Annotated in this window: 15 protein-coding genes; 5 read left to right on the plus strand and 10 right to left on the minus strand. The window is 71.2% G+C overall.

All coding sequences use genetic code 11. The features are described 5' to 3' along the window. Positions 1 to 118: 118 nt before the first annotated feature. Positions 119 to 718, minus strand: coding sequence for a DUF4190 domain-containing protein (locus AB0I76_RS08435; protein WP_357031727.1), 600 nt, complete (start codon positions 716 to 718; stop codon positions 119 to 121). 225 nt (positions 719 to 943) lie between these two features. Between AB0I76_RS08435 and purN the strand changes: the two genes are divergently transcribed. Continuing rightward, positions 944 to 1,564, plus strand: coding sequence for a phosphoribosylglycinamide formyltransferase (gene purN, locus AB0I76_RS08440; protein WP_357031730.1), 621 nt, complete (start codon positions 944 to 946; stop codon positions 1,562 to 1,564). Further along, the gene (gene purH, locus AB0I76_RS08445; RefSeq protein WP_357031733.1) at positions 1,561 to 3,132 is read left to right on the plus strand and encodes a bifunctional phosphoribosylaminoimidazolecarboxamide formyltransferase/IMP cyclohydrolase; all 1,572 of its coding nucleotides are present in this window, start codon (positions 1,561 to 1,563) and stop codon (positions 3,130 to 3,132) included. The genes purN and purH overlap by 4 nt, the downstream gene beginning before the upstream one ends. Before the next feature lie 86 nt (positions 3,133 to 3,218). Here purH and AB0I76_RS08450 read toward each other — a convergent pair whose 3' ends face one another. The 5 genes from AB0I76_RS08450 to AB0I76_RS08470 all read right to left on the minus strand — a co-directional run bounded on the left by AB0I76_RS08450 (position 3,219) and on the right by AB0I76_RS08470 (position 8,856). Then, on the minus strand, positions 3,219 to 4,241 hold the full coding sequence (locus AB0I76_RS08450; protein ID WP_357031738.1) for a dipeptide ABC transporter ATP-binding protein: 1,023 nt from the start codon (positions 4,239 to 4,241) through the stop codon (positions 3,219 to 3,221). Beyond that, the gene (locus tag AB0I76_RS08455; protein WP_357031741.1) at positions 4,225 to 5,262 is read right to left on the minus strand and encodes an ABC transporter ATP-binding protein; all 1,038 of its coding nucleotides are present in this window, start codon (positions 5,260 to 5,262) and stop codon (positions 4,225 to 4,227) included. The genes AB0I76_RS08450 and AB0I76_RS08455 overlap by 17 nt, the downstream gene beginning before the upstream one ends. A 7-nt stretch (positions 5,263 to 5,269) precedes the next feature. After that, positions 5,270 to 6,238 carry an ABC transporter permease gene (locus AB0I76_RS08460; RefSeq protein ID WP_357031745.1) on the minus strand — a complete coding sequence of 323 codons (969 nt, stop codon included), beginning with the start codon at positions 6,236 to 6,238 and terminating at the stop codon, positions 5,270 to 5,272. Beyond that, positions 6,231 to 7,169: an ABC transporter permease gene (locus AB0I76_RS08465; protein ID WP_357031748.1), complete on the minus strand. Its 939-nt coding sequence runs from the start codon at positions 7,167 to 7,169 to the stop codon at positions 6,231 to 6,233. Before AB0I76_RS08465 ends, AB0I76_RS08460 begins: the two co-directional genes overlap by 8 nt. 82 nt (positions 7,170 to 7,251) lie before the next feature. Next, entirely contained in the window at positions 7,252 to 8,856 is a 1,605-nt protein-coding gene (locus AB0I76_RS08470) for an ABC transporter substrate-binding protein (protein WP_357031751.1), read from the minus strand. 444 nt (positions 8,857 to 9,300) lie between these two features. Here AB0I76_RS08470 and AB0I76_RS08475 point away from each other — a divergent pair, with 444 nt between their 5' ends. From AB0I76_RS08475 to AB0I76_RS08485, 3 genes are all read left to right on the plus strand, one after another. Beyond that, positions 9,301 to 10,161 carry a bifunctional methylenetetrahydrofolate dehydrogenase/methenyltetrahydrofolate cyclohydrolase gene (locus tag AB0I76_RS08475; protein ID WP_357031754.1) on the plus strand — a complete coding sequence of 287 codons (861 nt, stop codon included), beginning with the start codon at positions 9,301 to 9,303 and terminating at the stop codon, positions 10,159 to 10,161. 126 nt (positions 10,162 to 10,287) lie between these two features. Continuing rightward, positions 10,288 to 11,238, plus strand: coding sequence for a malate dehydrogenase (mdh, locus tag AB0I76_RS08480; protein ID WP_357031757.1), 951 nt, complete (start codon positions 10,288 to 10,290; stop codon positions 11,236 to 11,238). A gap of 635 nt (positions 11,239 to 11,873) precedes the next feature. Next, positions 11,874 to 13,091 carry an NADP-dependent isocitrate dehydrogenase gene (locus AB0I76_RS08485; RefSeq protein ID WP_357031760.1) on the plus strand — a complete coding sequence of 406 codons (1,218 nt, stop codon included), beginning with the start codon at positions 11,874 to 11,876 and terminating at the stop codon, positions 13,089 to 13,091. A gap of 394 nt (positions 13,092 to 13,485) precedes the next feature. Here AB0I76_RS08485 and galT read toward each other — a convergent pair whose 3' ends face one another. The 4 genes from galT to AB0I76_RS08505 all read right to left on the minus strand — a co-directional run. Continuing rightward, positions 13,486 to 14,562, minus strand: coding sequence for a galactose-1-phosphate uridylyltransferase (galT, locus tag AB0I76_RS08490; protein WP_357031764.1), 1,077 nt, complete (start codon positions 14,560 to 14,562; stop codon positions 13,486 to 13,488). Next, positions 14,559 to 15,377, minus strand: a complete 819-nt coding sequence (locus AB0I76_RS08495; protein WP_357031766.1) for a DeoR/GlpR family DNA-binding transcription regulator — start codon at positions 15,375 to 15,377, stop codon at positions 14,559 to 14,561. Before AB0I76_RS08495 ends, galT begins: the two co-directional genes overlap by 4 nt. A gap of 131 nt (positions 15,378 to 15,508) precedes the next feature. After that, positions 15,509 to 17,038, minus strand: a complete 1,530-nt coding sequence (cysC, locus tag AB0I76_RS08500) for an adenylyl-sulfate kinase (RefSeq protein ID WP_357031769.1) — start codon at positions 17,036 to 17,038, stop codon at positions 15,509 to 15,511. Positions 17,039 to 17,147: 109 nt separating this feature from the next. Further along, a partial coding sequence (locus tag AB0I76_RS08505; protein ID WP_357031772.1) for a DM13 domain-containing protein occupies positions 17,148 to 17,544 on the minus strand: 397 nt, incomplete at its 5' end.

The following is a 17,544-nucleotide window of genomic DNA, read 5'->3' on the forward strand; positions in this document are numbered from 1 at the left end:
GCGGTCACCGCGGTCGGCGCGCTGCTCGGCGCCGCCGCGACCTGGTTCCTCGGTCGCCCGCGCTGAACGGCCGCCGGGCACCCGGTCCGGCCGGGCGCCCCGTGGCGGCCCCTGAAGGTCAGTACGTGTCGGGCAGGTTGAGCCCGACGATGACCAGGACGATGTAGAGGATGCCCAGCACCGCGCCGATGCCGCCGCAGATCAGGCCGGCCAGAGCCTGCCCGGAGTTGTTGGCGAGCCCCTGGGCCGCCTTCTGCTTGCCCAGCCAGCCGGTCACCACGGCGGCGATGCCCACCGGGAGGCCCAGGTAGCAGCAGACCAGCGGGATCGAGGCGATGCCGAGGATCATCGAGACCAGCCCGAGCGTGTTCTGCTGCCCACCGGGCGCCGGGTACCCGGCGTTCGGATACATCGGCGTCCCGCCGTACGACTGCCCGGCGTGCGGGTCCTGTCCGTACGGCTGCTGTCCGTAGGGCTGCTGCTGACCGTACGGCTGCGGGGCGTACGGGTCCTGGTACGGCTGCTGCTGACCCCACGGCTGGCCCGAGGTGGGCGGCTGCGCGTACGGGTCGTAGGGCTGCCCGGACGAGGGCTGCTGACCGTACGGGTCGTAGGGCTGCCCGGACGAGGGCTGCTGACCGTACGGCGCCGGAGGCGGGGGCGGGGCGGTCGGGTCCTGGTGGGGCTGCTGACCGTATGGGTCCTGACCGGGCTGCATCGCGGCCTACTCCTCGGGCGGGGGACCGACGCGGGGCGCCGGGATCACGGACGGGGGACGGGCCGGACGGGACCGGGCCCGGGAGACGGCAGCGTACCCGGTCGCCGCTCGCCCGGCCTCCGGTGAACGACGGGCCGCCCACGCTCCGGACACCCGCCACGCCCCTCCGGAACCGCGCGCTGCCCGCCGGTCGGGTCGCCCGGCGGTGCCCGATAGGGTTGCCCGGTGACCGAGCCCGCGTCCGCCGCCCGCATCGTCGTCCTCGTCTCCGGCTCCGGGAGCAACCTCCAGGCCCTGCTCGACGCCACCGCCGACCCCGCGTACGGCGCCCGGGTGGTCGCCGTCGGCGCGGACCGGGACGGCATCCGCGGCCTGGACCTGGCCGCCGCCGCCGGGGTGCCGACCTTCGTCGACCGGGTGCGGGACCACCCGGCCCGCGAGGACTGGGACAAGGCGCTGACCGCGCACGTCGCCGAGCACGAGCCCGACCTGGTCATCTCGGCCGGGTTCCTGAAACTGGTCGGCCCGCACTTCCTCGCCGCCTTCGGTGACCGCTACCTCAACACGCACAACACGCTGCTGCCGGCGTTCCCCGGCATCCACGGTCCCCGCGACGCGCTCGCCTACGGCGTGAAGGTCACCGGGGCCACGCTCTTCTTCGTCGACGCCGGCATGGACACCGGCCCGATCGTCGCGCAGGTCGCCGTGCCGGTCCTCGACGACGACGATGTGGACACGCTCACCGAGCGCATCAAGTCCGCCGAGCGGCGTCAGCTCGTCGAGCAGGTGGGCCGCCTGGTCCGCGAAGGTTGGACGATAACCGGAAGGAAGGTCACGGTTCCGTGAGTGCCACTGAGGGCGAGCGCCGCCCGATCCGTCGGGCGCTGGTCAGCGTCTACGACAAGGCCGGCCTGGTCGAGCTGGCCCGCGCCCTGCACACGGCCGGGGTGGAGATCGTCTCGACCGGGAGCACGGCGTCGACCATCGCCGGCGCCGGCGTGCCGGTGACCGCGGTGGAGACCGTCACCGGTTTCCCGGAGATCCTCGACGGTCGGGTCAAGACCCTGCACCCGAAGATCCACGGTGGCCTCCTGGCCGACCTGCGCAAGGACGCCCACGCCGCGCAGCTCGACGAGCACGGCATCGCCGGGATCGACCTGCTGGTGTCGAACCTGTACCCGTTCCAGGCCACCGTCGCCTCCGGCGCCAGCCAGGACGAGTGTGTGGAGCAGATCGACATCGGCGGTCCGGCGATGGTCCGGGCGGCCGCGAAGAACCACGCCTCCGTGGCGGTGGTGACCGACCCGGCCGCGTACCCGGCGCTGCTCGCCGCGCTCGACGCGGGCGGCTTCACGCTGACGCAGCGCAAGGCCCTCGCGGCCCGCGCCTTCGCCGACATCGCCGAGTACGACGTGGCCGTCGCCGACTGGTTCGCCGCCTCCCTCGTGCCGGCCGCCGACGGCTGGCCGGAGTTCACCGGGCAGGCGCTGCGCCGCGAGGCGGTGCTGCGCTACGGCGAGAACCCGCACCAGGCGGCCGCCCTGTACGCCGACCCCGGCAGCCCGGCGGGTCTGGCCCAGGCGGAGCAGCTGCACGGCAAGGAGATGTCCTACAACAACTACGTCGACGCGGACGCCGCGTGGCGGGCCGCGAACGACTTCACCGACCAGCCGGCGGTGGCCATCATCAAGCACGCCAACCCCTGCGGCATCGCGGTCGGCGCCGACGTGGCCGACGCGCACCGCAAGGCGCACGAGTGCGACCCGGTCTCCGCGTTCGGCGGGGTGATCGCGGTCAACCGGCCCGTCTCGGTCGAGATGGCGCGGCAGGTCGCGGAGATCTTCACCGAGGTCGTCGTCGCTCCCGGCTACGACGAGGGCGCGGCCGAGGTCCTCCAGGCCAAGAAGAACATCCGGCTGTTGCGTGCGCCGGCGTTCGACCCCGCGAAGGTGGAGTGGCGGCAGGTCACCGGTGGTGTGCTGGTGCAGGTGCGGGACAAGGTCGACGCCGAGGGCGACGACCCGGCGACCTGGCGGCTGGCCACCGGCGAGGCGGCGGACGAGGCGACCCTGCGCGACCTCGCCTTCGCCTGGCGGGCGGTCCGCTCGGTGAAGAGCAACGCCATCCTGCTGGCCTCCGACGGTGCGACCGTCGGCGTCGGCATGGGCCAGGTCAACCGGGTCGACTCGGCCCGCCTGGCGGTGGAGCGTGCCGGCGCCGAGCGGGTCCGCGGCTCCGTCGCCGCCTCCGACGCCTTCTTCCCGTTCGCCGACGGTCCGAAGATCCTCATCGACGCGGGCGTGCGGGCGATCGTCCAGCCGGGTGGCTCGATCCGCGACGAGGAGGTCATCGCGGCCTGCAAGGAGGCCGGCGTGACCATGTACCTGACCGGCACCCGCCACTTCTTCCACTGACCGACAGCGTCGGTCAGCGCGGTGCGTGGGCTGGCTCGTTAGGAGGGCCCCTTGTACAACGCGAGGCGTTAACAAGGGGCCCTTCCTTACGCCCGCAGCTCCGCGAAGTGGCAGGCGGACGGGTGCGGGTCGGCCGCGCGGGGTACGGCCGGCGGGTCCTCGCGCGCGCAGACCTCCTGCGCCTTCCAGCAGCGGGTCCGGAAGTGGCACCCGCTCGGCGGGTTGGCCGGGCTCGGCACGTCGCCCACCAGGCGGATCATCGTGCGGTTGTCGCGCAGCTCCGGGTCCGGCACGGGCACGGCGGAGAGCAGAGCCTGGGTGTACGGGTGGGTCGCGCGCTCGTAGATCTCGTTCTCGGTGCCGATCTCCACGATCCGCCCGAGGTACATCACCGCGACCCGGTCGGCGATGTGCCGGACCACCGACAGGTCGTGCGCGATGAAGACGTACGACAGACCCAGCTCGTCCTGGAGCTGCTCGAGCAGGTTGATCACCTGCGCCTGGATCGACACGTCCAGGGCGGAGACCGGCTCGTCGCAGACGAGGACCTCCGGCTTCAGGGCGAGCGCGCGGGCGATGCCGATGCGCTGGCGCTGACCGCCGGAGAACTGGTGCGGGTACCGGTTGATGTGCTCGGGGTTCAGGCCGACCACGTCCAGCAGTTCCTGCACCCGCTGCTGCCGGCTGCCCTTCGGGGCCGCCTCGGGGTGGATCTCGAACGGCTCGCCGATGATGTCGCCGACCGTCATCCGGGGGTTGAGCGAGGTGTACGGGTCCTGGAGCACCATCTGCATGTTGCGTCGCAGCCGGCGCAGCTCGGAACCGGACGCCTTGAACAGGTCCCGGCCCTCCAGTGTGGCGCTGCCGGAGGTGGGCGTCTCCAGGCGCATCAGCAGCCGGGCGAGGGTGGACTTGCCGCAGCCGGACTCGCCGACGATGCCGAGCGTCTCGCCGCGGCGCAGCTCGAAGCTCACCCCGTCGACGGCCTTGACCGCGCCGACCTGCCTCTGGAACACCACGCCCCGGCTGATCGGAAAGTGCTTGACCAGGTTCTCGACGGACAGGACCGTCTCGCCGCGGACCTTGGTGGAGCTAGCGGGCACTGTCATCATGGACCTCCTGCGCGAAGTGGCACGCGCTGGTCCGGCCGTCACCGAGGACCAGGTCGTGCGGCACGACGTCCACGCAGACCTGCTGCGCGTACGGGCAACGGGGGTGGAACGGGCAGCCGGAGGGGATCCGCATCAGGTTGGGCGGCAGCCCCTTGATCGTCGACAGCTGCTGCCCACGCTGGTCCATCCGCGGAATGGACTCCAGCAACCCCTTCGTGTACGGGTGGGCCGGTGCCTTGTACAGCGGCCGGACGTCGGCGTGCTCGACGATCCGTCCGGCGTACATGACGGCGATCCGGTCCGCGACGCCGGCGACCACACCGAGGTCGTGGGTGATCAGGATCATCGCCATGTCGAGGTCTCGGCGCAGGTCGGCCAGCAGGTCCATGATCTGGGCCTGCACGGTGACGTCCAGCGCCGTGGTGGGCTCGTCGGCGATGAGCACCTTCGGGTTCATCGCGAGCGCCATGGCGATCATGACGCGCTGGCGCATGCCGCCGGAGAACTGGTGCGGGTAGTCGCCGAGGCGGTTCTGCGCGGCCGGGATCTTCACCAGGTCCATCAGCTCGATCGCCCGGCGACGGGCGTCGCCCCGGGACATCCCGGCCCGCTGGCGCAGCGTCTCGCCGATCTGCCAACCGACCGGGAAGGTCGGGTTGAGGGCGGACAGGGCGTCCTGGAAGATCATCGCGATCTCCTTGCCCCGTACCTGCCGGCGCTTCTCCTCCGGCTGGGTGAGCAGGTCCCGGCCCTGGTAGAGGATCTGGCCGGAGCGGATCACCGCGGGCGGGGTGTCCAGGATGCCCATGATCGCCTGGGCGGTGACCGACTTGCCGGAGCCGGACTCGCCCAGAACAGCGAGCGTCTCACCGGCGTCCAGGTGGTACGAGACGCCGTTGATGACCTTGGCGACGCCCTCGCCGGTGCGGAACTCGACGTGCAGGTCCCGTACCTCCAGCAGGTGACCGCCCTCGGGCGTCGGGGAGGCGGGGGTGGGGTGGACGGCGGAGTGGGTCATGAGTCTGTCACCGCAGCTTCGGGTCGAAGGCGTCACGGATCGCGTCGCCGAGCATGATGAACGCCAGCACGGTCAGCGCGAGGAACGTCGAGGGCACGACCAGCGGGGTCGCCGACTCCCGCATGTGCACACGACCGTTGTTGATGTCGATGCCCCACGAGACGGTGGGCTCCCGCAGGCCGATGCCGAGGAAGGACAGGGTCGCCTCGGCGGCGATGAACGAGCCGAGCGCGATGGTCAGCACCACGATCGCCGGCGCGAGGGCGTTCGGCAGGATGTGCCGCCACATGATCCGCCCGTTGCTCGCGCCGAGCATCCGCGCGGCCGCCACGTAGTCCTGCTCCTTGGCGGTGATCACCGACGAGCGGACGACGCGGGCCGCGGTGGTCCAGCCGAGCACCGCCAGCACGAAGATCACCGCCGCGATCCGCACCGCGGAGCTCTCGCTGCTGACCCGCTTGAGCAGCACGATCGCGGCGAGCAGCAGCGGGATGCCGAGCACGATGTCGATCACCCGGGACAGCACCGCGTCGACCCACCGGCCGAAGAAGCCGGCCAGCATGCCGACGACCAGCGCGATCACCCCGGTCAGCAGCGCCGACAGGGCGCCGACCAGCAGGGAGGCGCGGGCACCGTACACCGCGCGGGCGTACGTGTCGCACCCCTGGAAGTCGTACCCGAAGATGGCCCAGCCGGACGGGGCGGCGTGCTGTCGGGCGAGGACGCAGTCGGCGGGGTCGTTGCCGGTGAACAGGCCCGGTACGGCGGCCATCGCGCTGACCAGGACGACCAGGGTGAGGCTGATCCAGAAGATCGGCTTGCGACGCAGGTCGCGCCAGGCGTCACCGGCGAGGCTGCGCGGCTTGCCGGCGCGGGTGGAGGTGCCGCCGACCTGGTTGGGGGCTCCGGGCTCACCCGAGGGGCCCCGCCGCGCGGCCTGGTTCTCGCTGGCCGCCACAGTTTCGAAATCACTCATAGCGGATCCTCGGGTCGAGTACGGCGTACAGGACGTCCACCACCAGGTTGGAGAGGAGGTAGACCATGACGAGCACGCTCACGATGCCCACCACCAGGGGGCCGTCCTCGGTGCGGATCCCGCGGAAGAGGTTGAAGCCCACGCCGGGGATGTTGAAGACACCCTCGGTGATGATCGCGCCGCTCATCAGGTTGCCCAACTCGACGCCGAGGAAGGTGACCACCGGGATGAGCGAGTTGCGCAGCACGTGCACGCCGACGATCCGGCGCTTGACCAGGCCCTTGGACCGGGCGGTCCGGACGTAGTCGGCGCGCAGGTTCTCGGCCACCGAGGTCCGGGTCAGCCGCAGCGCGGTGGCCAGCGACAGGGAGCCGAGGACGATGCCGGGGAGCAGCAGCGCGTACCAGTCCGGGTCGGCACCGGCGGTGGGCGGGAAGACCTGCCACCGGACGCCGAGGAAGTACTGCGCCAGCGGGGCGAGCACGATGGTCGGGATGCCGAGCACGAGCAGGGTCAGCACCAGCGTCGAGTTGTCGAAGATGCTGGCCCGCCGGATGCCGGCGAGGACGCCCGCGGTGACACCGATGACGATGGTGACCACCATGGCGATCAGGGCCAGCCGGACCGTGACCGGCCAGGCGTCGGCGAGGATGTCGCCGATCTGCCGGCCGGTGAGGGACTGGCCGAGGTCGCCCTGGAGCAGGTTGGAGATGTAGTCGAAGTACCGGTAGAAGAAGCCGCCGACCCCGGTCTGGTCCAGGTGGAACTTCTCCGTCAGGTATGCCCGCTGGGCGGCGGTGACCGGACGCTCGCCGGCGAGCGCCTGGATCGGGTCGCCCTGACCGGCGAACATCAGCGCGTAGACGATCAGCGTGGTCCCGAAGAACGCGAGGACCATCTGGAGCAGACGCCGCAGAATGAAGCGGAACATACTTGGCAGTCTCTCTGAAAAGGGGCGAAGAGGGAGGCGGGTCGGGCCACCGTCCGCCGATGGCCCGACCCGTCGTGCCGTGTTACTTGACGGCCTCGATCTTCAGCAGGTCGATGCGGTCGAAGAGATCCATCTCCACGTTCGTGACCTTGGTCGAGTGACCGAAGTTGTTCTGGCCGAACCGGAGCGGAATCACCGGCAGGTCCTTGGCCAGAAGGTCCTCGGCCTGCTGGTACTTCTTGATCGCCTCTTCCTCGGTGGCCGCCGCCGAACCCTCGGCCAGGAGCTTGTCGAACTCCGGGTTGCTGTAGCCGTAGTAGTTCGACGAGCCGTTGGTGCTGTACAGCGGGCCGAGGTAGTTCTCCATGGACGGGTAGTCCATGACCCAGCCCATGCGGAACAGGCCCACCGGCTGCTTGGCCTTGAGCTTGGTCAGCAGGTCGGCGAACTTCGGCTCGGCGGTGCCCACGCAGTCCACGCCCAGGTTGGCCTTGAGCTGGTTGCAGGTCGCGTCGATCCAGTCCTTGTGGCCACCGTCGCCGTTGTAGGACAGCTCGATCTTGCTCGGGCCGCCGGCGGCCTGGTACAGGGCCTTGGCCTTCGCGGCGTCGAACTGGCCGGCCTCGCCGATGGTGTTGTCGCGGAAGCCCGCGACGACCGGCGAGGTGAAGGCGCGCGCCGGCTTCTGCGAGTCCTTGAAGATCGACTTGGTGATCTCGTCACGGTCGATCGCCATCGAGATGGCCTTGCGGACGTCCGGGTTGCTGTACTCCTTCTGGAAGGTCGGGAAGGCCAGCATCTGGAACGTCGAGGCGGGGCTCTGCTTGAACCGGTCGCCCAGGTCCGTCGAGGCGGTCGACAGGTTCTCGGTCGGGATCGTCTTGATCACGTCGAGGTTGTCCGACAGCACGTCCGCGTACGCGGCGGTCTGCTGCTGGTAGATCCGGAACTCGACGCCGGCCACCTTCGGCTTGTCGCCGGGGAAGGCGTCGTACTTCTCGACCTCGACCTTGGCGTCGTGCTGCCAGGTGCCCTTCATCTTGAACGGGCCCTGACCGATCGGCGCCTGCTCGTAGCCCTCGGCCAGCACGCCGGGCGCGGAGAACGCGGCCTTCGGCATCGGGTAGAAGGCGGTGTAGCCGAGCATGGTCTTGAACTCGGCGTACGGCTGGGACAGCGTGACGGTGAAGGTCAGGTCGTCGACCTTCTTCAGGCCGGTGAGCTTGTCGGCCTTCGGCTTCTCACCCTGCAGGTCCTCGTACCCGGCGATCTTCTCGTAGAAGTAGCTCGAGTTCTGACCGTTCGGGGCGTACGCGCCGTAGTTCCACGCGTCGATGTAGTTCTCGGCGGTGACCTTCTCGCCGTTGTGGAAGGTGTAGCCGTCCTTCAGCTTGATCGTCCAGACGGTGTTGTCCGACGACGTCACCGACTCGGCCGCCTGCTCGACCGCCTTGTTGGCGTCGTCGTAGTCGACCAGCGGGCTGAACAGGGCGCTGAGCACCTGCGAGCCGCTCGTCTCGTTGGTGTTGGTCGGCACCAGGTGCTGCGGCTCGGCGATCTCGATCCGCACGGCCGCGTTGGGGTCGCTCTCGCCGGATCCGCTGCCGCCGCCCGAGCCGCAGGCCACCAGGCCCAGGGTCACCGCGAGCGGGAGAGCGGTCCAGGCAGCCAGCCTACGAACTCGCATGGGGTCTCCTCATCTCCTCACGCTGCGCAGTCAGGCCCGGCGTTGGGTGACGCTGCGCAACGTTCGGCAACGGTAGGTCGTCCGGTGCCCTTCGGCAACGAGGGCGTTGCGAAGCGATAACGGTGCGGTCCCGACCGTCTTGCCCTCGGTGCCTGCTCCTGCTAAGAGGCTCGTGGGGTAAGCGCCTTCACCAGCGCCTATCGGCGGTCGTTGGTGGCGAGGGAGGGCCCGGTTCGGCACGCTTGAGTCGTCTGGTGGTGCCCACGCGGTTTGCGCCCTCGGCAATCCCCTCGTCGGCTACGGCTGTGAGGGGCTCAACAGGAAATCACGCACAGTGACTAAGCGCACTTCACTCACCGTTACCTTGCGGCGCGTCCGATGGTCCGCCCGACGGGCTGCGCAGGTCGTCGCGATCGTGGGAGGCGGCCGTGAGACGATCTGGGCGTGACGGCGACGCTTCTGGACGGCAAGGCGACCGCGGCCGAGATCAAGGACGAGTTGCGGACGCGGGTGAAGGCACTTGCGGAACGCGGGATCACGCCGGGACTCGGCACCGTGCTGGTCGGCGCGGACCCCGGTTCCCAGGCGTACGTCAACGGCAAGCACCGGGACTGCGCAGAGGTCGGCATCTCCTCCATCCGGCGTGAGCTGCCCGCCGACGCCACGCAGGACCAGGTCGACGCGGTCCTGGCCGACCTGAACGCCGACCCGGCCTGCCACGGGTACATCGTCCAACTGCCGCTGCCCGGCCACCTGGACACCCAGCGGGTGCTGGAGCTGATCGACCCGGACAAGGACGCCGACGGCCTGCACCCGGTCAACCTGGGCCGGCTCGTGCTGGGCTACCCCGGACCCCTGCCCTGCACCCCGCGCGGCATCGTGGAACTGCTCCGCCGGCACGACGTCGCGCTGCGCGGCGCCAAGGTCGCGGTCGTCGGCCGGGGCAACACCGTCGGCCGCCCGCTGGGCCTGCTGCTGACCCGGCGCAGCGAGAACGCCACCGTGACCCTGTGCCACACCGGCACCCTGGACCTCCCCTCGCACACTCGCGCCGCCGACATCGTCATCGTGGCGGCGGGCGTACCGGGCCTGCTCACCGCCGACATGATCAATCCGGGCGCGGTGGTGGTGGACGTGGGCATCACCCGGGTGATCGGCCCGGACGGCAAGGGCCGCTACACCGGCGACGTCGACCCCGGGGTGGCCGAGGTGGCCGGTGCGCTGGTCCCGATGCCGGGCGGCGTCGGCCCGATGACCCGCGCCATGCTTCTCACCAACGTGGTCGAGCGGGCCGAGCGCGACTGAGGGGGCCGGACCGGACGGCGGTGACGTTCACCCCATCCCGGCGATGGTCGCCGCCCCTGGCCCGATCGGTGCCAGGATGACTGATACGGTCCGGAAAACCGACTGGTATCAGGGAGTGGGACGACCATGGGTAAGAAGGTCACTGTCGTCGGGGCCGGCTTCTACGGCTCCACCACCGCACAGCGCCTGGCCGAGTACGACGTCTTCGACACCGTCGTGATCACCGACATCGTGGAGGGCAAGCCCGCGGGTCTCGCCCTGGACCTCAACCAGTCGCGCGCGGTCGAGGGCTTCGAGACCAAGGTCGTCGGCGTCACCACCGGCCCGAACGGCGAGGGCTACGAGGCCATCGAGGGCTCGGACGTCGTCGTCATCACCGCCGGCCTGCCCCGCAAGCCGGGCATGAGCCGGATGGACCTGCTGGAGACCAACGCCAAGATCGTGCGACAGGTGTCCGAGAACGTCGCCAAGTACGCCCCGAACGCGGTCGTCATCGTCGTCTCCAACCCGCTGGACGAGATGACCGCGCTGGCCCAGCTCGCCACCCAGTTCCCGAAGAACCGGGTGCTCGGCCAGGCCGGCATGCTCGACACCGCCCGGTTCACCAACTTCGTCGCCGAGGCGCTCGGCGTACCGGTGAAGTCGGTCCGGACCCTGACCCTCGGCTCGCACGGCGACACGATGGTTCCGGTCCCGTCGAAGAGCACCGTCAACGGCAAGCCGCTGCGCGAGGCCATGCCGGCCGAGCAGATCGAGGAGCTGGTCGTCAAGACCCGCAACGGTGGCGCCGAGGTCGTCGCGCTGCTGAAGACCGGCTCGGCGTACTACGCCCCGTCCGCCGCCGCCGCCCGCATGGCCAAGGCCGTCGCGGAGGACTCCGGCGAGGTCATGCCGGTCTGCGCCTGGGTCGACGGCGAGTACGGCATCGCCGGCGTGTACCTGGGCGTCGAGGCCGAGATCGGCGCCGAGGGCGTCAAGCGGGTCGTCGAGACCGACCTGGACGCCGACGAGCTGGCGAGTCTCAAGGAGGCCGCCGAGGCCGTCCGCGCCAAGCAGGCCGACGTCGCCAGCATGTGATCCATCAGCACGACCCGAAGGGGGCACGCCGGCACATCGGCGTGCCCCCTTTCGCGCCGCGCGAGGGCCAAGATCACGTTCGAACATGGAAGTAGTGGCCTCCTGTTGTCGGGGAGGCCACTACTTCAAGGAACAAGCACGATCTTGCGTGGGCCGCCTCCACCAGCACCGACTGGTGGCCGGCGGTGTGTCCCGGGGTCGGCAGCAGTCGTACCCCGGGGTCATAAGTGAGGACGACCGTACGGACGTCGGCGGGCTCGATGCCGGCGGCGGCCAGTTTCTCCGGGAGCCGGCCCGTCCCCGGCGCGCAGCGCGAAGCTGCGGAAGGACAACCACCACCGTCCGTCCGCCGTCGTCGACGCCGGGTCACGGCGGTCCGCCGCGCGCCACTGCTCGGGCGTGGCGTCCGGGAACGCCTCCTCGCGCGGTTGGAAGAACGGCCCCTCGCCGTCGCTCAGTGCGGTGACCGTGATAGACCCGAGGATGCGGCTCAGTGGCATCGGCCGATGATGCCAGTGATCTCCCGCGTCGGCTGCCCGGTCACTCTCCCGGCCGAGGCCGGCTCGGAGGTGCCGGCCAGTTTCCAGTACGCTCGTACTGCTTGAGCACGTGTCCCCCGAGAGGAGCGCCGGCCGATGGCGAAGATCAAGGTAAACAACCCGGTCGTGGAGCTCGACGGCGACGAGATGACCCGGATCATCTGGAAGCAGATCCGGGAGCAGCTGATCCTGCCCTACCTCGACGTCGACCTCCACTACTACGACCTGTCGATCCAGCACCGCGACGAAACCGACGACCAGGTCACCGTCGACGCCGCCAACGCCATCAAGGAGCACGGCGTAGGCGTCAAGTGCGCCACCATCACCCCGGACGAGGCCCGGGTCGAGGAGTTCGGCCTGAAGAAGATGTGGCGGTCGCCGAACGGCACCATCCGCAACATCCTCGGCGGCGTCGTCTTCCGTGAGCCGATCATCATGTCCAACGTCCCGCGGCTGGTGCCGGGCTGGACCAAGCCGATCATCATCGGCCGTCACGCCCACGGCGACCAGTACAAGGCCACCGACTTCGTCGTCCCCGGCCCGGGCAAGGTGACCATCACCTACACGCCCGCCGACGGCGGCGCCCCGATGGAGATGGAGGTCGCCAACTTCTCCGGCGGCGGCATCGCCATGGGCATGTACAACTTCGACGAGTCCATCCGGGACTTCGCCCGGGCCTCGTTCCGGTACGGCCTGGACCGCAACTACCCGGTCTACCTGTCGACCAAGAACACCATCCTGAAGGCGTACGACGGTCGCTTCAAGGACATCTTCGCCGAGGTGTTCGAGAACGAGTTCAAGGCCGAGTTCGACGCCGCCGGCATCACCTACGAGCACCGGCTCATCGACGACATGGTGGCCGCCGCGCTCAAGTGGGAAGGCGGCTACGTCTGGGCCTGCAAGAACTACGACGGTGACGTGCAGTCCGACACCGTCGCGCAGGGCTTCGGCTCGCTCGGCCTGATGACCTCGGTCCTGCTCTCCCCGGACGGCCGCACCGTCGAGGCCGAGGCCGCGCACGGCACGGTCACCCGGCACTACCGGCAGTACCAGAAGGGCGAGAAGACCTCGACCAACCCGATCGCCTCGATCTACGCCTGGACCCGGGGCCTGGCCCACCGGGGCAAGCTGGACGGCACCCCGGCGGTCACCGAGTTCGCCAACACCCTGGAGCAGGTCATCGTCGACACCGTCGAGGGTGGCCAGATGACCAAGGACCTCGCGCTGCTCATCTCGCGGGACGCCCCGTGGCTGACCACCGACGAGTTCATGAACGCGCTCGACGAGAACCTGGCGCGCAGGCTCTCCGCCTGAGTTCACCCCGTACGCCCGGGAGCCCGTCGGCACCACGCCGGCGGGCTTCCGCGCGTCAGGGCCCGGTACGGGCCGTGACGGGGTGCGATTCGCCAAATACCGTCACTCGCCTCGGCGCGCCTCGTTGACCTGGGTGGACGAGATGCCAGTCGCGTCCAGGAAGGTTGACCGAAGTCGCCTCGCGACCCGCGTGCCGATCAGCCAGCCTTCCCGGCTGTCGTGCACAGCCAGCCGTCCCTTCCCTGCGGGGGGCCCTGTCCCGGGCCCCCCGCGCCCTGTCTCCAGAACGCCGCGCCCGAGTCTGACGCCGCGTCGGAGGCGGTGTTAAGAAGGCGCCCTTGCGAATGGGCCGGCGGCGCATGCTGCGCCGGAGCGCCCCCGGCCCATTCGTCCTTCACACGGCGCGGAGGAGTTCGGCGGCGCGTTCGGGGGCGATGTCGTTGATGAAGACGCCCATCCCGGACTCGGAGCCGGCCAGGTACTTCAGCTTGTCCTTCGCCCGGCGGATGCTGAACAGCTGAAGGTGCAGGTGGCCCAGCTCGCGATCGATGCGTACCGGGGCCTGGTGCCAGGCCGAGATGTACGGCATCGGCATGTCGAAGAGGCCGTCGAAGCGGCGCAGCACGTCCAGGTAGAGCGGCCCGAAGGCGGCCCGCTCGGCGTCGTCCAGCGCGGGGATGTCCGGCACCGGCCGGTGCGGCGCGACGTGCACCTCGAACGGCCACCGGGCGGCCGCCGGGACGTACGCCGTCCAGTGCTCGTTGGCGGCGACCACGCGGTCGCCGGCGGCGCGCTCGGCGGCGAGCACGTCCGCGTACAGGTTGCGGCCCCCGGTGCGCTCGGCGTGCCGGCGGGCGGCGGCCAGCAGTGACCGGGTGCGCGGCGTGAGGAAGGGGTACGCGTAGACCTGCCCGTGCGGGTGGTGCAGGGTCACGCCGATCTCCACGCCCCGGTTCTCGAAGCAGAAGACCTGCTCCACGCCCGGCAGCTCGGCCAGTGCCAGCGTGCGGTCGGCGAGCGCGTCCAGCACGGTGCGCACGCGACGCGGCGGCAGGCTGGCGAAGGACGCGTTGTGGTCGTCGGTGAAGCAGACCACCTCGCAGCGGCCCTGGCCGGGGCGGACCGGCGTGAAGGGGGTGATCTCCGCCGGTTCGTCGGCGACCCGGCCGCTGAGCGACGGGAAGCGGTTCTCGAATACGACCACGTCGTAGTCGGGGGCCGGCACCTCGCTGAGCCGGTCGGCGGTCGACGGGCACAGCGGGCACTGGTCGGCTGGCGGCAGGAAGGTCCGGGTCTGCCGGTGCACGGCGACCGCCACCCACTCGTCGGTCAGCGGGTCGTACCGGAGTTGGGACGCCGGCGGGGGTGGCGGCAGTTCGCGGCGGTCCGGCTGGTCCCGGACGGCGTCGTCGCGCTCGTCGAAGTAGACCAGTTCGCGGCCGTCGGCCAGCTCGATCGCGGTGCGCTTCACTCCGCCACCCCTTCGTTCGTCGGCGTGGCCCGTCCCGCGCCCGTCCCGGTCACGATCACCAGCTCGTCCACCTGCTCGTCGAGCACCCGCCGGGCGGCGGCGGGCAACCGGTCGTCGGTGACCAGGACGTGGGCGGCGGCGAGCTCGACGATGGAGGAGATGCCGACGGTGCCCCACTTCGTGTGGTCCGCCAGCACGACCAGGCGGTCGGCGGCGGCCACCAGGGCCCGGTCGGTCTCCGCCTCCATCAGGTTCGGTGTGGTGAAGCCGGCCCGCTCGGTGATCCCGTGCACGCCGAGGAACAGCAGGTCCAGGTGCAGCGACCGGATCGCGCCGACGGCGAGCGGGCCGACCAGGGCGTCCGAGGGTGTCCGCACGCCGCCGGTCAGGATCACCGTCTGGTCGGGCCGCCCGGACGCGTGCAGGATCTCGGCGACCGGCAGGGAGTTGGTCACCACGGTCAGGCCCGGCACGTCGACCAGCCGGCGGGCCAGCTCAGCGGTGGTGGTACCGGCGGAGAGAGCGATGGCGGCGCCCGGCCGGACCAGTTCGGCGGCGCGGTGGGCGATGGCCGCCTTCTCGGCGAGCTGGCGGACCGACTTCGCCCGGAAGCCCGGCTCGTCGGTCGAGCCCGGCCCGGTCACCGTGGCGCCGCCGTGCACCTTCGCCAGCAGTCCCCGGTCGTGCAGCACGTCCAGGTCGCGGCGGATGGTCATGTCGGAGACGCCGAACTCGGCGGCCAGCTCGGTGACGCGGACGCCGCCGGTGGCCCGTACCCGGTTGAGGATGGCGGTCTGCCGCTGCTGGGCGAGCAACCGAGCACCTCCGTCCCGCCGCGCACTCTCACGCGGTCCAACGTGTTCCAACAAGAACGAACACTAGCGCGCGCGGGGCGACCACGGAAGGGAGCGGGTCGGTCGGACCCGCCGGAGCAGGGCGGTGCGGCTCAGACGGCCGGCAGTTTGGGCTCGACCCAGCCGGTCTCGGTCAGGTGGTGCAGCACCGCCTGCACGGCCTCGTCGATCGGCATGTCGGTCGTGTCGAGCACCAGGTCGGCGTCGGTCGGCTCCTCGTACGGGTCGTCGATGCCGGTCATCCCGGTCAGCAGGCCGGCGCGGGCCCGCGCGTACAGGCCCTTGCGGTCCCGCTGCTCGCAGACCTCCAGCGGGGTGGCGACGTGGACCAGCACGAAGCCCGCCCCGGCGGTCAGCGCCATCTCCCGGGCGGTCGCGCGGGCCTGCGCGTACGGGGCGATGGGGCAGCAGATCCCCACCCCCCGGTGCCGGGCGATCTCGGCGGCCACCCAGCCGATCCGCCGGACGTTCAGGTCCCGGTCGGCCTTGCTGAAGCTCAGCCCGGCCGAGAGTTCCCGCCGCACCACGTCACCGTCGAGCAGGGTCACCGTGCGGTCGCCCTGCTCCCGCAGGACGTCGGCGAGCCCCCGGGCGACCGTCGACTTGCCCGAGCCCGACAGGCCGGTCAGGAAGATCACCAACCCCCGGTACCGCCGGGGCGGCCGGGCCCGGACGAGCTCCTTCGCCACCGCCGGCGGGGTGTGCCACTCGGGCAGCGGGAAACCGCGGTCCAGCAGGTCGTCGATCTCCGCCTGGGTCAGCGCCAGCCGCCGGTTACGCGGCGGGATGTCCTCCCGCCAGCGCCACTGCCCGTCCCGGTTGTCGTACGCCAGCTCGCGGGGCACCAGCACCCGCAGCCCGGCACCGGAGAGCGTCTCGCCGGTGGAGAGCAGGTGGGTCACGCCGTAGGCCGCCGCCACCCGCGCCCGCAGCAGGGCGTCGCTGATCTCCTCCCGACGTCGGGACAGCGGCACGCCCACCAGGGTGGCCGGGGGCATCCGGTCCCGCGCGGCGAAGACGCTGCGGACCAGCGCCTCCGGCGGCAACCCCCCACCGCCGTCCTCGCCCACCGGGATCAGCACCAGCAGGTGAGCCGCGAGGGTGCGGGCGGCGTGCGCGATCTGCGCGAGCTGGGGCCGGTGCAACGGCCGGTCGGCGATCACCCCGAGGACACGGCCGGGCGGCAGCAGCCCGCGTACCTCCTCGGGGGTGCGGCGCAGCCGCTGGAACGGACCGTGACCTCCGTCACCCAGCCGGTGGACCGGCCCTCCGACGCCCGCCACGCCCTCGCGGACCGGCCACGTGTCGGCGACGTCCAGCGCCGCCACCGGCGCGCCCTCGGCGTCGGCTAGCACCAGCGTGCGCCGCGCCGGATCGCGCGGATCCAGCCCCTGGGCCAGTGCCGCCGGCACCTGGAGGGTCACCGCCACCGGCCACGGCGTGCCGTCGGCCAACCGGCCCCGCCGGCTGACCGAGACCAGGTCGGCGCGCGTCATGAAGCCGGCGAGCGGGGCGTACGCCCCGGTCAGCAACAACTCCAGGTCGGCCAGTTCACCCGGGCGCGGCGTGTACGCCGGCGCGTCCCGAAGCACCTCGTCGGGCAGCACCCACCCGTTGCTCATCTGACCCCCAAGACCGCGACCGGCACACAGTTTCTCAGTCCACCGGGTGATCGGTCGAGTGCCACTCCACCCGGGCCGGGCGAGGTCGGGTGACGAGGGCCTCCCGGGGTCAGCCGACCGGTGTCAGCGGGGCCGCTCCGAAGGACACCGCGAACCGCTTGCACCAGATCGACACGCTGGTCAGACCGGCCAGGTCGACGTCGGCCGGGATGTCGTACGCCTGGTCGCCCCGGTTGCCCTTGAGCCGGCCCAGCTCCACCCACCGACCGTCGTCGAAGACCCGCCAGCCGGCGGTGCCGGAGCGGACGGGTTGGTCGGTCAGCCAGACCCGCAGGTCCGGACCGTTCGACGTGTCCAGGCCCACCAGTTCCAGCCGGTGCCGGCCGTCCGGCGTACGGATGATGCGGGCGGTGCCGGAGGTGGCGTGCTCGTGAGTGACGAAGGCGCCCTCGCCGACCAGCAACGGCCCGGCCGCGGTCCGGCCCCCCGACGGGCCGCCGCCCGCC

Source organism: Micromonospora sp. NPDC049799, from assembly GCF_040656655.1.
Lineage (GTDB): Bacteria > Actinomycetota > Actinomycetes > Mycobacteriales > Micromonosporaceae > Micromonospora.

Bases quoted from the DNA above. Each gene is read 5' to 3' on its own strand.
- AB0I76_RS08435 (WP_357031727.1), bottom strand. From the start codon at position 718: ATGCAGCCCGGTCAGGACCCATACGGTCAGCAGCCCCACCAGGACCCG.
- AB0I76_RS08450 (WP_357031738.1), bottom strand. From the start codon at position 4,241: ATGACAGTGCCCGCTAGCTCCACCAAGGTCCGCGGCGAGACGGTCCTG.
- AB0I76_RS08455 (WP_357031741.1), bottom strand. From the start codon at position 5,262: ATGACCCACTCCGCCGTCCACCCCACCCCCGCCTCCCCGACGCCCGAG.
- AB0I76_RS08460 (WP_357031745.1), bottom strand. From the start codon at position 6,238: ATGAGTGATTTCGAAACTGTGGCGGCCAGCGAGAACCAGGCCGCGCGG.
- AB0I76_RS08465 (WP_357031748.1), bottom strand. From the start codon at position 7,169: ATGTTCCGCTTCATTCTGCGGCGTCTGCTCCAGATGGTCCTCGCGTTC.
- AB0I76_RS08470 (WP_357031751.1), bottom strand. From the start codon at position 8,856: ATGCGAGTTCGTAGGCTGGCTGCCTGGACCGCTCTCCCGCTCGCGGTG.
- mdh (WP_357031757.1), top strand. From the start codon at position 10,288: ATGGGTAAGAAGGTCACTGTCGTCGGGGCCGGCTTCTACGGCTCCACC.
- AB0I76_RS08485 (WP_357031760.1), top strand. From the start codon at position 11,874: ATGGCGAAGATCAAGGTAAACAACCCGGTCGTGGAGCTCGACGGCGAC.
- cysC (WP_357031769.1), bottom strand. From the start codon at position 17,038: ATGAGCAACGGGTGGGTGCTGCCCGACGAGGTGCTTCGGGACGCGCCG.